At 57.6% G+C, this 14,155-nt stretch carries 15 protein-coding genes and 1 tRNA gene; 7 read left to right on the top strand and 9 right to left on the bottom strand.

Annotated features, from left to right (window positions below; translation table 11 throughout):
* Window positions 1-95: 95 nt before the first annotated feature.
* From ACP15V_RS02575 to ACP15V_RS02585, 3 genes are all read right to left on the bottom strand, one after another.
* Window positions 96-1,370 (bottom strand): TRAP transporter large permease, encoded by a 1,275-nt coding sequence (locus ACP15V_RS02575; RefSeq protein WP_424942115.1) that lies wholly within the window; start codon window positions 1,368-1,370, stop codon window positions 96-98.
* Between the two features lie 4 nt (window positions 1,371-1,374).
* Complete coding sequence (locus ACP15V_RS02580) at window positions 1,375-1,881, bottom strand: TRAP transporter small permease (RefSeq protein ID WP_424942116.1); 507 nt, start codon at window positions 1,879-1,881, stop codon at window positions 1,375-1,377.
* An 86-nt stretch (window positions 1,882-1,967) separates the two neighbouring features.
* Window positions 1,968-2,960: a TRAP transporter substrate-binding protein gene (locus tag ACP15V_RS02585; protein ID WP_424942117.1), complete on the bottom strand. Its 993-nt coding sequence runs from the start codon at window positions 2,958-2,960 to the stop codon at window positions 1,968-1,970.
* Window positions 2,961-3,104: 144 nt separating this feature from the next.
* Between ACP15V_RS02585 and ACP15V_RS02590 the strand changes: the two genes are divergently transcribed.
* On the top strand, window positions 3,105-4,166 hold the full coding sequence (locus ACP15V_RS02590) for a LacI family DNA-binding transcriptional regulator (protein WP_424942118.1): 1,062 nt from the start codon (window positions 3,105-3,107) through the stop codon (window positions 4,164-4,166).
* Here ACP15V_RS02590 and ACP15V_RS02595 read toward each other — a convergent pair.
* The gene (locus ACP15V_RS02595; RefSeq protein ID WP_424942119.1) at window positions 4,163-5,200 is read right to left on the bottom strand and encodes a LacI family DNA-binding transcriptional regulator; all 1,038 of its coding nucleotides are present in this window, start codon (window positions 5,198-5,200) and stop codon (window positions 4,163-4,165) included. The two genes, ACP15V_RS02590 and ACP15V_RS02595, sit on opposite strands and share 4 nt — an antisense overlap.
* A gap of 123 nt (window positions 5,201-5,323) precedes the next feature.
* Between ACP15V_RS02595 and ACP15V_RS02600 the strand changes: the two genes are divergently transcribed.
* From ACP15V_RS02600 to ACP15V_RS02615, 4 genes are read left to right on the top strand one after another with little or no spacing between them, the layout of a single operon-like run.
* Window positions 5,324-6,400 (top strand): fatty acid desaturase, encoded by a 1,077-nt coding sequence (locus ACP15V_RS02600; RefSeq protein ID WP_424942120.1) that lies wholly within the window; start codon window positions 5,324-5,326, stop codon window positions 6,398-6,400.
* A 10-nt stretch (window positions 6,401-6,410) separates the two neighbouring features.
* Window positions 6,411-6,731, top strand: coding sequence for a MocE family 2Fe-2S type ferredoxin (locus ACP15V_RS02605; RefSeq protein ID WP_424942121.1), 321 nt, complete (start codon window positions 6,411-6,413; stop codon window positions 6,729-6,731).
* Window positions 6,731-7,552, top strand: a complete 822-nt coding sequence (locus ACP15V_RS02610) for a 3-methyl-2-oxobutanoate hydroxymethyltransferase (RefSeq protein WP_424942713.1) — start codon at window positions 6,731-6,733, stop codon at window positions 7,550-7,552. Before ACP15V_RS02605 ends, ACP15V_RS02610 begins: the two co-directional genes overlap by 1 nt.
* A gap of 29 nt (window positions 7,553-7,581) precedes the next feature.
* Window positions 7,582-7,989, top strand: a complete 408-nt coding sequence (locus tag ACP15V_RS02615; protein ID WP_424942122.1) for a universal stress protein — start codon at window positions 7,582-7,584, stop codon at window positions 7,987-7,989.
* A 536-nt stretch (window positions 7,990-8,525) separates the two neighbouring features.
* Here ACP15V_RS02615 and ACP15V_RS02620 read toward each other — a convergent pair.
* Together ACP15V_RS02620 and ACP15V_RS02625 are read right to left on the bottom strand one after the other, a co-directional pair.
* Window positions 8,526-8,601, bottom strand: a tRNA-Ala gene (locus ACP15V_RS02620).
* Between the two features lie 146 nt (window positions 8,602-8,747).
* Window positions 8,748-9,071, bottom strand: coding sequence for a TIGR02300 family protein (locus ACP15V_RS02625; RefSeq protein WP_424942123.1), 324 nt, complete (start codon window positions 9,069-9,071; stop codon window positions 8,748-8,750).
* A 157-nt stretch (window positions 9,072-9,228) separates the two neighbouring features.
* On the opposite strand from ACP15V_RS02625, the gene ACP15V_RS02630 reads away from it, so the two are divergent.
* Together ACP15V_RS02630 and ACP15V_RS02635 are read left to right on the top strand one after the other, a co-directional pair.
* On the top strand, window positions 9,229-9,948 hold the full coding sequence (locus tag ACP15V_RS02630; RefSeq protein ID WP_424942124.1) for a M48 family metallopeptidase: 720 nt from the start codon (window positions 9,229-9,231) through the stop codon (window positions 9,946-9,948).
* 60 nt (window positions 9,949-10,008) lie between these two features.
* A complete protein-coding gene (locus ACP15V_RS02635; protein WP_424942125.1) occupies window positions 10,009-10,662 on the top strand; it encodes a GntR family transcriptional regulator in 654 nt (217 codons plus the stop codon).
* A 149-nt stretch (window positions 10,663-10,811) separates the two neighbouring features.
* On the opposite strand, the gene lpdA is transcribed toward ACP15V_RS02635, so the two are convergent.
* The 3 genes from lpdA to odhB all read right to left on the bottom strand — a co-directional run bounded on the left by lpdA (window position 10,812) and on the right by odhB (window position 14,155).
* Window positions 10,812-12,197: a dihydrolipoyl dehydrogenase gene (gene lpdA, locus ACP15V_RS02640; RefSeq protein ID WP_424942126.1), complete on the bottom strand. Its 1,386-nt coding sequence runs from the start codon at window positions 12,195-12,197 to the stop codon at window positions 10,812-10,814.
* Window positions 12,198-12,275: 78 nt separating this feature from the next.
* Complete coding sequence (locus tag ACP15V_RS02645) at window positions 12,276-12,545, bottom strand: hypothetical protein (RefSeq protein WP_424942127.1); 270 nt, start codon at window positions 12,543-12,545, stop codon at window positions 12,276-12,278.
* A gap of 95 nt (window positions 12,546-12,640) precedes the next feature.
* Window positions 12,641-14,155, bottom strand: coding sequence for a 2-oxoglutarate dehydrogenase complex dihydrolipoyllysine-residue succinyltransferase (gene odhB, locus ACP15V_RS02650; protein ID WP_424942128.1), 1,515 nt, complete (start codon window positions 14,153-14,155; stop codon window positions 12,641-12,643).

Raw genomic sequence — 14,155 nt, forward strand, 5'->3', positions numbered from 1 at the left:
GTGTCGGTTTGCGCGGGGATTTCGAATGCCTGCCCCCAAGAGGGAAGGCACCGGGCGGGTCCGGAAGACACCCCGCTGCCCGTGTTCTTCGCCGTTCAGAAGAAGGCCGCCGGGATCCACAGCACCAATTGCGGAAACAAGCAGATCAGTATCAACACGACGACGTTGGCCAAAAGGAACGGGGCCGCGCCAAGGAAGATCTGCCCGATGCCCATCCGCGCGATCGCCGCCGCAACATTGAGACAATTGCCCACCGGAGGCGTACATGCTCCGACCGCCAGACCCGAGACCAGAACCACGCCGAAATGCACACCTGACACGCCGACTGACTGTGCTGCCGGCAACAACACCGGCGTCAACAACAGGATCGCTGGGCTTACATCAATAAAGGTGCCTGAGATTAGTACGAGCAGTGCAATTACCAGCATCAAACCAGTCGGCCCAAGCCCCAAACTGACAACATAGTCTGCCAGTTGGTCCGGGATGCGCTCTAGCGCGAGAACCCAGATGTAGAGTTGCGAGAAGGCGATAATCATCATGATCTTGGCAGATGTGATGATCGCATGGCGCATCAGATCCGGCATTTCTTTCAAAACCGAGGGTCCGGTTATGAACAGCCCAATCAAAAGCCCATACGCCACCGCTAAACCCGCCGTTTCAGTCGGCGAAGCAATGCCAAACACCACAGATCCGACAATCAGAAGCGGCATGACAAGAACCACCGCTGATCGCTTAAACTGACGGAAGCCCTCTTCGTACGTAAACGGTATGTCTTCTGTCGGGTAGTTCTGGCGTTTGGCCACAAACCAGACCAAGAACAACTGAAACACTCCCACCATGACGCCCGGAATAATTCCACCAAGGAACAGCTGCCCCACACTCTCTTGCGCAACAATGGCATAGAGGATCATTGGAACGGATGGAGGAATAATCATGCCCATCGTGGACGACGCCACGGTAATTCCAGCAGCAAAGCTTTTGGGATAGCCGCGCTTTTCCATTTCAGGGATCAAGACAGATCCGATAGAGGCCGTATCTGACGCCGAAGAACCTGATATCCCGCCAAAGATCATCGAGGCCATAACGTTCACCAGACCCAACCCACCCTTGAGTCGCCCAACAAAGAACATCGAGAAATCGAGCAGCCGTTGCGTGATGCCGCCGGAGTTCATCACCAGTCCCATCAAGATGAACAGTGGCAGCGACACCAACGCAAAACTGTCCATTCCGGCGAAGAATTTCTGTGGCAGAATACCGGCAAGCGCTGGTTGCTCAATCAGGAAATAGGCCATGGCTGAGAGGCCAAGCGCAAAGGCAATTGGCACACCAACAACAAGCAAAACAAGGAGGCTAATAAGCAGAATGAGCATGCCTTCAGTCCTCCGGCAACCAGACGATGTCGATGTTTTCACGCCCGCCGACTGTGAGGATTATCTTGATCACACAAAAGATAACGGCAAGACCGCAGCCAATCGGAATAGCCGACGTCACAAGCGATTTTGGTAAGTTAAACGGTTGCCAGGGGAAGGAGCCAGTCGTCGCGATCCAGTCCCATGCATACCAAATCATCGCGGCGTTCACTAAAGCGACAAGAGCCAAACCCAACACATAGAACATCATCTTTATGGGGCGCGGCATACTGTCGATAAAGAACGTGATCGCGATATGTTCGTGACGCGCGATCCCGACCGCGCCACCTATGGCACTGGTAAACAGGAATGACTTCCGCACCAGTTCGTCGCTTCCTATGATCCCATAGTTGAAACCAAACCTGAGCACCACGATCATGACCGTGAGGATCAGGAAGAAGCCAAACAGGCCGACCAACACCCACTCGAGAATGCGCGCAAGCCTTTGCTCGATTAATTTGAGAGTTTCCATGCCATCTATGACCTAGTTGTCGAAAGCTTGAACCTGGCCCCGCTGATCACCATGCAGGGCCAGGCCTTGGTGGCGGACCAGCCTGCTTAGTTGCAGGACTTGGCTGCCGCCATTGCAGCATCCAGGTCCGCTTGGGAGTAGTGTCCAGCGTCGATACCAGCCTGATAGACCGGCTGCACTGCCGATACGAAGGTGGCGATACCTTCGGGCGACAACGTATTGATCTCCATCTCAGCGCCCAACTTGTCCAGCAGGTCAAACTCAGCAGCCTGCGCCAGCTCATCATTGAGCTTCAACGCCTCGTCAGCGACCTCATTAACGATCTGTTGCAGATCCTCGGGTAATCCGTTGTACCAATCAGCATTGATCAGCAACGGGTCCGGGCCCGTCATGTGATTGGTGACGGACAGGTATTTCTGCACTTCATAGAACTTTGCGTTCCAAATATTTGCAGGCGGATTGTGCTGACCATCGATGACCCCGGTCTTGAAGGCTTGATAAAGCTCTGAGAATGCCATCGGCACGATATTCGATCCCATGGTTTCGGCCACAGAGATGAAAAAGTCGGTCTGTGGCTCGCGGATTTTCAATCCAGCCAAATCGCCAACCTCGTTGATCGGACGTACGTTGTTTGTGTACATGCGGAAACCTTGGCTGATGCCGGTTGCGGGAACATGCACTCCGTTGCCAGCAGCCGCTTCGACACTATCGGTGAATTCTGACCCGACTAGGCAGCGCATCTCGTCCCAGCCCGACGTCAGGAACGGTAGCAAGAAGATGTTGAATTGCGGGTTGGCATTAGCGAAGAAACCGCCGCGAGTCCCCTGTATCAAGCCAGTGGCCATCTGGTCATACATTTCCTGTTCTGTGCCGAGAACGTTGTCAAAGAAGTTCTGCACATCAATTCGGCCACCCGAGCGGGCCTCGACTTCCTTTTCAAAGAACACCATCGACTGCCCGCGCGACGAGCTTTCGGGCTGCGATTGGCCATACTTGAAGGTGAAATCAGCAGCACTTGCCGCAGCTGCCGACATGGCAATCCCAGCAAGTCCCGCGAACATCATTTTGGTAAGTTTCATGTTTTCCTCCCTAGACAGAGCTGTTTCGCTCGTTCTGTGGCAGCGATTGTCACCACGGCCCCCTGTGCCACAAGAATATTTGCGTCGACGGAATAGTATTGATGTGTTTTGATGTTGCCGCAGCGCAAAAAGAGAGGATTCTTGATGGATTTTGATGAAAAAAACGCACCATCCACAGTTTCTCCACCTGTCCTACGCCGCGCGCGATTCTCCGAGATCGCGCGTCTTGCTGGGGTTGGAACAGCAACGGTTGATCGGGTGCTGAACAACCGTCCCAATGTTAGGGCCGAGACGCGCCAACGCGTTCTTCAAGCCAAACATGCGATTGAAACTGGCGCCGATTTGAACCACCAAGTCCGGCCCTGGCGACTGAAGGTTTTTCTTCCCGAAGAGGCTGGGCCCTCGACTGAATTTCTTGCGGATTGCTTTCAGAACGTGAACACAGGTGGGCGGGCGATCATTGAATGCGTTTTCTCGACCAAACTGGAACCTACGGTCTTGGCGCGGCGGTTACGTGCATGCGCTGGACAGGGTATCGACGCGGTTGGGTTTCAGGCGCTTGACGATCCGCGCGTGCGCAGCGCTATCGAGGAGTTGGCGGGCTTCAACATCCCTTGCGTGCCAATCGTGTCGGGCATGGTCAGCCAACACCTGACCGGTTTCATCGGTATCGATAACATGTCTGCAGGCAAAACAGCCGGATTCCTGATGGGGCGGATGGTGCGGCAAGCCGGGCCCGTCGCGATCATCTCGGGCGGCGAGCTATATCGCGTCCACACGGACCGCGAAATGGGATTTAGGGCGGTCCTACGGAAAGACTTCCGGCATCTTGAAGTCGTCGGCACGTTTACCGGTCACGACGACAACGAGGGCAATCGCGAAACAGTGGCCGACATTCTGCGACGCCACCCTGATCTGGTCGGTATCTATAATGTGGGTGGCGCCATAACTGGCATTGTAGAGGCCTTAAAAGACCAGCAACTTGACGGGGAAGTCATGTTTATCGGTCATAACCTGACACCTACGACCTCGACTTATCTGTTGGACGGATCAATGGATGTCGTTGTGCATCAGAACATGCGCCGGGTCGCCGAGCAGACAGTACAGACGCTGATCGCTCGGCTTGAAAATCGATCATATGAAATGGAGATGATCCCGGTCGAGGTGATCACCCGTGAAAACATTCTGGGCGCCACTTTTGGCTAAACATTCTCAGATGTAATCAGGCGAAACTCAGGGGGATGAATTGCGCTGGGATCGATGGATTCCCCCAAAACACTCTGCGTCATGGATCTGACCACCAGATCGGCGACTTCGTAAATCGGGGTCGCAATCACGAGATCTACAAGGCCCTTCGTCAGAGCCTGTTGCGTCGCTGGGCTGTTCTCGTGACAAATATAAGTCACATCCTTTGCACGCCCGCTTTCTTCAAGAGCCTTGATCACACCGCGAACCCCACCGCCCACGTGGTAGAGCCCGCCCAGATCGGGGCGCGAAGATAGCAACTCGGACGCGGCCTCATAGGCGACGGCGCTGTCATCAAGATATACGATGCTTTCGCGCAGCCTTCTCTCTGGAGCGTACTCGCGCATGGCACTGCGGAATCCAGCCTCCAGCGCCTCATGGCCAAGATAGCGGTATGATCCCACTAATATCCCCACATCGCCGACCCCGTGTGACAACCGCGCCATGGCCCAACCGGCGGTACGCCCAGCCCTCTGGCTATCGATCCCGACATACCCCGCAACGCCGGGTGCTGTTAGCGGGCTGAGCAAGGCAAATACTGGGCCGCGCCGGTTTTCCGCCGCATTGATCGCCGCACTTACTTCGGGATGATCGATGGATACCACGGCAACCGCATCGTTGCGTTCGGTCATTCGGGCGATCTCGTGGCTGAGTTCACCAGGTGCCAGGCTTTCGACAAACGTGATTTCAGCCTTGGCGCGGATTGCCACCTGCGCGCGCGCGGCCAGATGGATTGCCTGCGCCAATTCTTGATAGAACCATTTGCTCTGCTTCTGAAGGACAAAGCCCAGTCGTTTGAGCGGCACAAGGTCTTGCAGACGCTGCCGCATCAACACGCGGCCATGATAGCCCAACGCCTCGGCCGCGGCCATCACACGAGCTGCTGTGTCCTGTGACACCCGTGCCCGTGCATTCAGCACCCGGTCGACGGTGGCAACTCCCACCCCTGCGTGCTGGGCGACATCAGCCAGTGTTACGCGTTTAGTATTCGGCATTGATAGATCTATCACGTCATATTTCCTTCTATTCTGAGGTTAATGATAAAAACTATCAAGCGACGATTGACGCTTAGGCTGCGTAACCGCACCATTTTGGACAAGCCAATACGGAGCGCGAAAATGCCACAGGACACCTTACCCCGTGACTACACCCTGACGGGCAAGAACCGGCACACCGGCTTTGACCTCGCCGACTGGTACACTACTCCCGTAGACCGAAAACGCCTTAAGACCCTGATGAAGCGGGACGATCAAACCGCATTGATCAACTATGCGATCTGGCTAGGCAGTATCATACTGCTCGGCTCACTTCTTGTGATCACTTGGGGAAGCTGGTGGGCCGTTCCCGTCGCTATCCTCTATGGCGTGTTCTACGGTTCGGGTGGCGATTCCCGCTGGCACGAAACCGGGCATGGTACCGTCTTCAAGACGCGGTGGCTGAACGATGTCTTTTATCAGCTCGCTTCGTTCATGTCGCTTCGCAACCCTCATGTTTGGCGATGGAGCCACACCCGACATCACTCTGAAACAGTGGTTGTGGGTCGCGATCCAGAGATTGCCTTTCCTCGCCCGCCCAGCCTTTGGCAATGGGCGTTGAACCTGATCTATGTTCCCACGCTGGTAGGCGAACTTCAAAAAATGGTTCGGATCTCTTTCGGCAGCCTGACCGAAGCCGAGAAGAGCTACACTCCTGAGATTGATAGGGGAAAGGCCGTCTGGGCATCGCGCGCGCAGCTTGCCATCTTGCTTGCCACCGTTGGACTGTCGCTGTCACTGCAAAGCTGGCTGCCGTTAATGCTGATCGGATTGCCAACCTTTTATGGCTCCTGGCTACACCACCTGATGGCGACCACCCAACATGCTGGGCTCGCCGAGGACCTGCCCGATCACCGGCTGAACTCTCGCACAGTACTGATGAATCCGTTTTTCCGCTTCATCTATTCCAACATGAACTACCACGTTGAGCATCACATGTTCCCCAACGTGCCCTTCTATGCGCTGCCCGCACTGCATGACGAAATCAAACACGACTGCCCACCACCCTATCCGTCTCTTTGGGCAGCATATCGAGAGATCATCCCCACTGTGATCCGCCAGCAAAAGGATTACGGCCACTTCGCCGCGCGCCCGCTGCCCGAGGGCGCGGGACCGACACCAGACACACAACGCCACCCAATGCCCATGGCTGCTGAGTAAGGAAACACCAATGAGCAACTGGATACGCGCCTGCGCCGCTGACGATATCGACAACGAAGATGTTATCCGTTTCGATCACGAAGGAAGGACCTTTGCGATCTATCGAAGCCCGGACGACCAATATTTCTGCACAGACGGGTTCTGCACCCACGAGGCCATTCATCTTGCCGACGGCTTGGTAATGGATCACATCATCGAATGCCCCGGTCATAATGGTCAGTTTGATTATCGCACCGGTGAGCCAAAACGCTCGCCGGTTTGTGAGGCCTTGCGCACATACCCGGTGAAACTCGAAAGTGGTGATGTCCTGGTCGAAATAGGAGAGGCTTGATGAAGCGCATCTACGATTGGGACGCAAAACTCTCTCGACGCAATTACACCGCCGCCGATCTGCGCGCGCTCAAGGGGCAGAAAAAGCTGACCCAAACAACCGCAAACACCGAAGAGGAGGCTGCGGCGGCTCGCGACGCTGGGATAGACCTGATCATGGGAAATGCCCAGAACACTTCAGACGTTCGCAAGGGCGCACCTGATATGTTCTTCACAGCAGCCCTCGGCCTACCCGATTTCCCCACCGAATCAGACATTCTCAAAGCGGCCTTCGCTGCAATGAAAGCTGGTGCCGACAGCGTCTATACCGCCCGCGGACCGCATATTGTCGAACTGCTTGCGCGCGAGGACATTCCGGTAATGTGTCACCTAGGTCTTGTGCCCCGCAAATCCACCTGGCGCGGGGGGCTTCGGGCAGTCGGTGGCACCGCAGAGGAAGCGCTAGAGCTGTGGCAGGAATTTCGCAGGATGGAAGACGCGGGCGCCTTTTCGGTTGAAGCGGAAGTGATCGTTGCAGAGGTTATGTCCGAGATCAGCAAACGCACCTCGCTGGTGACAAGTTCACTTGGATCAGGAGGTGGTGCCGATGTCATCTACCTGTTTCAGAATGATATCTGCGGCGAACAGCCTGAACGCCCCCGGCACGCGCGCGTGTTTGGAGATATCCATTCGCTGAACGAACAAATCAAAGCGGAACGCCGTTCGGCACTTGCCGCCTTTCACACAGCTGCCAATGAGGGCGGTTTTCCAGCCAAAAAGGAAGTGGTCGGAATGAAGGAGCGTGAGTATCGGAGCTTTCTCGACGCCATCAGCAAGGCATGAGTTAACACCGCAAATTCGAAAGCAAGCCCATGTATGATAACATCTTGATCCCTATCGCACCCGGCGACGCCGCTTCCTCGTCGCCTGCATTTGATGTCGCGCGCCGCCTGTTGCGTGACGGTGGAACGATCACGGCCATTACAGTCCTTGAAGTGCCCCCAGCCTATGTGGCCGACTATTTATCGCAGAGCCAATCGAACGACGTTCAGGCAAAAGAGAAGGCGCGGCTTGATGCCGAGCTGAGCGAGGTCGCCGGGGCAGAAGTCCGCGTACTCAAAGGGCACCCTGCGCGTGCAATTCTAGACGAAGCAGCCCGAATTGGCGCAGATTGCATCGCAATCACCGCACAGCGCTCAAGCGCCCGCGAGTTCCTACTTGGCTCAACCGCTGCACGGGTTGCCAGACGTGCGAGTTGCACAGTGGTCGTGGTGCGTTAGAAGCGAATGTCAATGCCACACCTGATTTCTTCTCGCTCCTTATTGGAGCGCCACCGAAAGTAAGGTGCCCTCAGATTGGCGCTCGCTCAATAACCATTCCGACCAACAATTATTCCGAGGGCTCAGCAAGCTTTGAAAAACCGATCAAATGCGAGACAGCGGATAGCCGCCACAAACGCCTCTTTCCAGACAAAGTAGCAGTTCTCACAAGTTACTCGCAACTTTTGCTCAAAGCGGCCATTCGACCACATTGCAGCTTCAGTTTCTTTGGGCTCTTCCGACACCTTCGCCGCGTGCTGACCGAAGGGCCGGTTCTCGCGAAAGGGTCAGCGGTGCTGCTTGAAAAAACAATCTATGTGGCCAAAAGGGTCAAAGTGCTGTCCATAGGGGTCAAACTATGTGGCCACTTACATAAATGCCCCATGCAGGGGCACCCTTCCGGTGCGACCCGAGCAGAGATCGATGCAATCGCAAGGCTGTTGCCAAACGGTTTCCCGCTGACGCTTTGCCTCTGATCCAAATCTGCGTGAGGGATTTGGTGGAGCCTAGCGGGGTCGAACCGCTGACCTCTTGCATGCCATGCAAGCGCTCTACCAACTGAGCTAAGGCCCCAACCTTTTCAGCGCCGCGTCACCTGCATTTGCGTGGTGACAGTGTGTCGCTGTCTGTGCGGCGGTATTTAGGCAAAGGCGCGGGGGGGTGCAACCCAAAAAACGCGCCTTCGCCGATTTTTTTATCCGGTGACGGAACCGGTGAACTTAGTCGTCGTCATTTGCCGGCATATCGGCAATTTCGTCCAGCGACACATCATCGTCGTCGTCATCATCAAGCACGTCATCGCCCAGATCCACGTCGGACGCGTCGTCGTCATCTTCCAGAACCGCATCGGCGTCATCGACCAGATCCTCGGCCAGCGATGCCTTGTCTTCCTTGTCGGCCACCATGGTGCGGGTGCCTTTACCGGTGTCCAGATTGATCACCTCGCCCGTATAGGGGCTGACGATCGGGTTGGCGTTCAGGTCATAGAAACGTTTGCCTGTCGTCGGGCAGACACGCTTTACGCCCCATTCTTCCTTGGGCATCGTTGTCCCCTTTCCGTTGTCATCTCTTCGTGCGAATTTGTCGCCAGTTGCCACATGTCGGCCCAGCTGTCAAAGGCTTTTGCCATGCAATGGCGGAAGGGCCGGTTTGACGCCGTGTCGAACAGTGGACCAAAGGTCTAAAGAAAGGATGTAGCCCGTGTTTGGGTCACGGATCAAGTCGTCTGAAAAGGTAAGTCTCTCAGGCACACCAGAGGTCGAGCTTCTGCTGCGGCCTTCGGCACGCGCACGCCGCTTGTCCTTGCGGGTGTCCCGTCTTGATGGTCGCGTGACCCTGTCGGTGCCCACCGGAACCCCGCGCCGCGAAGCTCTGCGCTTTGCCGAGGAGCGCGCCGATTGGATTCGTGGCCATCTGGCCGACATTCCGCAAGACATCTCACCTGAACTCGGCGACGAAATTCCCTTTCTCGGACAAAACCACCGCCTGGTTGCGGGCCCCGGGCGCAGCCTGCGCGCGGCGGATAGATGCATCTTTCTGCCCCCGTCGGCACAGACCAACCCCGGCCCGCGCCTGATGGCTTTTCTGAAACACCAAGCCCGCGGCCAATTGGATCAGGCCAGCCGCCATTACGCCACCCGGATCGGCCGCGACTTTGGCCGCCTCACCCTGCGCGATACCCGCTCTCGCTGGGGGTCGTGCTCGTCTGACGGCAACCTGATGTATTCCTGGCGGCTGATCATGGCCCCGCCCGAAGTGTTGCAATATGTCGCGGCACATGAGGTCTCGCATCTGGTGCATATGGACCATTCCCCAGACTTCTGGGCACAGGTCGAAGAGATCTTCCCCAACCATAAAGCTCCCCGAACCTGGCTGCGAGAAAACGGCCATTCTTTACACCGCTTCCGGTTCCGCGATTGACCCGCCTTCGTATTTGTGATCACATTTCACGCGCACCTCTTCTGAACCCGGATACCCGCCATGATCACCGCCGCGCCCCGCCCCCAACCTGATGTCGGAGCCGCCCACGAGCGTGTGTATCGCACCCTACGCACGCAGATCATGCATGGTGAACTGAACCCCGGCGAGGCGCTGACCATTCGCGGGATTGGCAAACAGTTTGACGTCTCAATGACCCCGGCCCGCGAAGCTGTGCGGCGGCTCGCAGCCGAAGGCGCGCTGACCCTCTCAAGCTCCGGTCGTGTGTCGGCCCCCGACCTGTCGCCGGAGCGGATTGAAGAACTTGCGGCCCTGCGGTCCCTGCTCGAACCAGAACTGGCCGCACGCGCCCTGCCCCGCGCCCATATGGCCCTTATCGACCGGTTGCGCACCATCAATGCGCGCGTGTCGGAATTTGTCGCGAAACAGGATGCCGTGGGCTATCTGCGCACCAATCTGGAATTTCACCGCACGCTTTATCTGCGCGCCCACGCGCCTGCGATGCTGGCCATGGCGGAAACGGTCTGGCTGCAGCTGGGCCCCACCATGCGCGCGCTTTATGCCCGCAAGCACCGACCCGACCTGCAAAAACACCACCGGATGATCCTTGCGGCCCTCTCGGCTGGCGATGAACCGGCCCTGCGGCTCGCCGTGCGCACGGATGTGACCCATAGCCTCAAGATGATCGGGGATTGATTTTGCGCAAGACACGGCCCCTATCCCTTATTTTCTAATCAAAAATATCCTGGGGTGAGGACGCAGTCCGAGGGGCAACGCCCCTACTTCCCCCCAAACAAAAAGCGCGCCCGGATGGACGCGCTTTCTGATACTCCTGATGATCCGGACTACGAGTGGATCGGGCCATCGCCGCAGGCCAGCGCCGCTTCGCGCACCGCTTCCGAAAACGTCGGGTGAGCGTGGCAGGTGCGGGCCAGATCTTCGGCAGAGCCGCCAAATTCCATCAGCACACAGGCTTCGTGGATCAGCTCGCCCGCCGCGGGGCCCATGATATGTACGCCCAGCACGCGATCGGTGGCCTTGTCGGCGAGGATTTTCACAAATCCTTCTCCCTGGAACACGGCTTTCGCGCGGCCATTGCCCATGAAGCTGAACTTGCCGACTTTATAATCGACACCTTCGGCTTTCAGCTGCTCTTCGGTCTTGCCAACCGCAGCGACCTCGGGTGCGGTGTAAACGACCCCCGGGATCACGTCATAGTTCACATGGCCCACCTTGCCCGCGATGGCCTCTGCCGCCGCCATGCCTTCATCCTCGGCCTTGTGCGCAAGCATCGGGCCTTCGGTCACGTCGCCAATGGCCCAGACGCCATTGATGGAGGTTTTCCAGTGATCAGTTGCAATTTGCCCGCGCTCGGTCATCTTGATGCCCAGTGCATCCAGACCCAGCCCTTCGGTGAAGGGGCGACGCCCGGTCGCGACCAGAACGCAATCCGCGTCCAGCGTCTCTTCCTTGTCGTTCTTCTTCAGCTTGTAATGCACCTTGGCCTTGGTCTTGGTCGCCTCGACCTTTTGCACGGCCGCGCCCATCACAAACTTCAGACCCTGTTTTTTCAGGCTACGGGCGAAGGTTTTCGACAGGTCGCCATCCATTTCCGGGGTGATCTGGTCCATGAACTCCACCACGGTCACGTCGGACCCAAGGCGCGCGTAGACCGAGCCCATTTCCAACCCGATGACACCCGCGCCGATCACGACCATCTTTTTCGGGATCTTGGGCAAGCTGAGCGCACCGGTGGAGGTCACGACGACCTTTTCGTCCACCTCAACACCCGGCAGCGCGGACGGTTCTGACCCGGAGGCGATCACGATGTTTTTCGCTTCGTGGATCTCGTCGCCCACCTTGACCTGACCGGCGGCGGGCACCGAGGCCCAGCCTTTGATCCAGTCGACCTTGTTCTTTTTGAACAGGAACTCAATGCCCTTGGTGTTCTGGCCGATGACGTCATCTTTATAGGCCAGCATCTCTTTCCAATCGACGGACGGGGATTTGCCCTTCAGGCCCATCTTGGCAAAATTGTGCTCGGCCTCATGCAGGCTGTGCGAGGCGTGCAGCAGCGCCTTGGACGGGATACAGCCCACGTTCAGGCAGGTGCCGCCCAGGGTCTCGCGCCCTTCAACACACGCGGTTTTCAGGCCCAGCTGGGCGCAACGGATCGCGCAGACATAGCCGCCGGGGCCGCCACCGATTACGATTACGTCATATGATGCCATTGGGATCTCCAGTTGATTTCATACATCATCAAATTGATAGGCCCACCCGAACGGGCGGACCAGACCGTGGGTCCGGGGTCAGACCGGGGTCAGCAGTTTCATCTTCACATGGGCCACACCATCGCGTTCCAGGTGCATGGCCAGTTCATCCGATTCGAGAAACGCACGCGCCTTATCGAGGTCGAAGACTTCAAACAGCGCCACCGCGTGGTTTTTGCTTTCCGGGTCCTGCCAGACATGCAGTTCGCGAATGCCCGCGGACTTTCGGTTGAACTTGTCTTGCTTGAACACGTCGTACCAGACGTTGAAATCCGCGACATCCGCCTGCCACAAGATATGAGTTGCCATGTTGCGTTCCTTTGTCCGAAGGGAATGGCCCTTCTTACCGGACTATTTCTGAACAGAAAATAAGGCCCGGAGAATGTCCCCGGGCCATGAATGCGTTACAGATCCATCAAAAGGCGACGCGGATCTTCCAGCGCCTCTTTTACGCGCACGAGGAAGGTCACGGCACCTTTGCCGTCCACGATGCGGTGATCATAGCTGAGCGCCAGATACATCATCGGGCGGATCACCACCTGGCCGTTGATCGCCATCGGGCGGTCCTGGATTTTGTGCATGCCCAGGATCCCCGATTGCGGCGGGTTCAGGATCGGCGAAGACATCAGAGAGCCATAGACACCACCGTTGGAGATGGTGAAGGTGCCGCCCTGCATCTCTTCCATGCTGAGTTTGCCATCACGGGCTTTGCGACCCTTTTCGGCAATCGCTTTTTCGATCTCGGCAAAGGACATGCTGTCGGCATCGTTGATCACCGGAACCACCAGACCGGTGGGCGTGCCCGCGGCGATGCCCATGTTCACGTAGTTCTTGTAAACAATGTCGGTGCCGTCAATCTCGGCGTTCACTTCCGGCACTTCTTTCAGCGCATGACAGCAGGCCTTGGTGAAGAAGGACATGAAGCCCAGACGTACGCCGTGCTTCTTCTCAAACAGGTCCTTGTATTCCTTGCGCAGCGCCATCGTCTCGGTCATGTCCACCTCGTTATAGGTGGTCAGCATGGCCGCGGTGTTCTGGCTGTCTTTCAGACGCTTGGCGATGGTCTGGCGCAGGCGGGTCATTTTCACGCGCTCTTCGCGCGATGCGTTATCCGCCGGCGCTTTGGCCGAAGCCGGGATGGCAGCAGGGGCCGGCGCAGCCGCCGGTTTCGGTGCCGCCATGGCCGCCTGGACATCATGCTTCATCACGCGGCCATCGCGGCCCGTTCCGTTCACCGAACCGCTGGCCAGACCGGCCTGGGCCATCATCACCTTGGCCGAGGGCGCATCTTCCACATCCTTTCCGGTCGACGCGGTGGACGACGCGGCGGCAGGTGCGGCAGGAGCAGCTGCGGGCGCAACGGCCCCATCTGCGCCACCACCGATCACGGCGAGCTTGGCAGAGGCATCCACGGTGGTGCCTTCGGGGGCGACGATCTCTGTCAACACACCGGCGGCAGGCGCGGGCACTTCAACAGACACTTTGTCCGTTTCCAGCTCACACAGCATTTCGTCGGCGGCGACGGTGTCCCCTACCTGTTTGAACCAGCTGGCAACCGTGGCTTCGGTCACGCTTTCGCCAAGGCTCGGCACCATCACGTCAACCGATGCAGCGGCATTGTTCGACCCGCCCGAGGCGGGGGCTGCGACGGGCTCCGCCTTTGGGGCTGCTGCCTCGCCAGCGCCTTCGCCGATTGTGGCCAGCAGGGCATCCACCCCAACGGTCTCACCTTCACCGGCGACAATCTCGCCCAAAACACCGGCCGAGGGCGCGGGCACTTCGACGGTGACTTTATCGGTTTCCAGCTCACACAGCATTTCGTCTGCAGCCACCGCGTCGCCCGGTTTCTTGAACCAGGTTGCAACGGTTGCTTCTGTCACGCTTTCGCCCAGAGTGGGCACCCTTACTTCGATGCTCAT

The sequence above is a fragment of the Aliiroseovarius crassostreae genome (genome assembly GCF_049803815.1).
In the GTDB taxonomy this organism is placed as follows: domain Bacteria; phylum Pseudomonadota; class Alphaproteobacteria; order Rhodobacterales; family Rhodobacteraceae; genus Aliiroseovarius; species Aliiroseovarius crassostreae_A.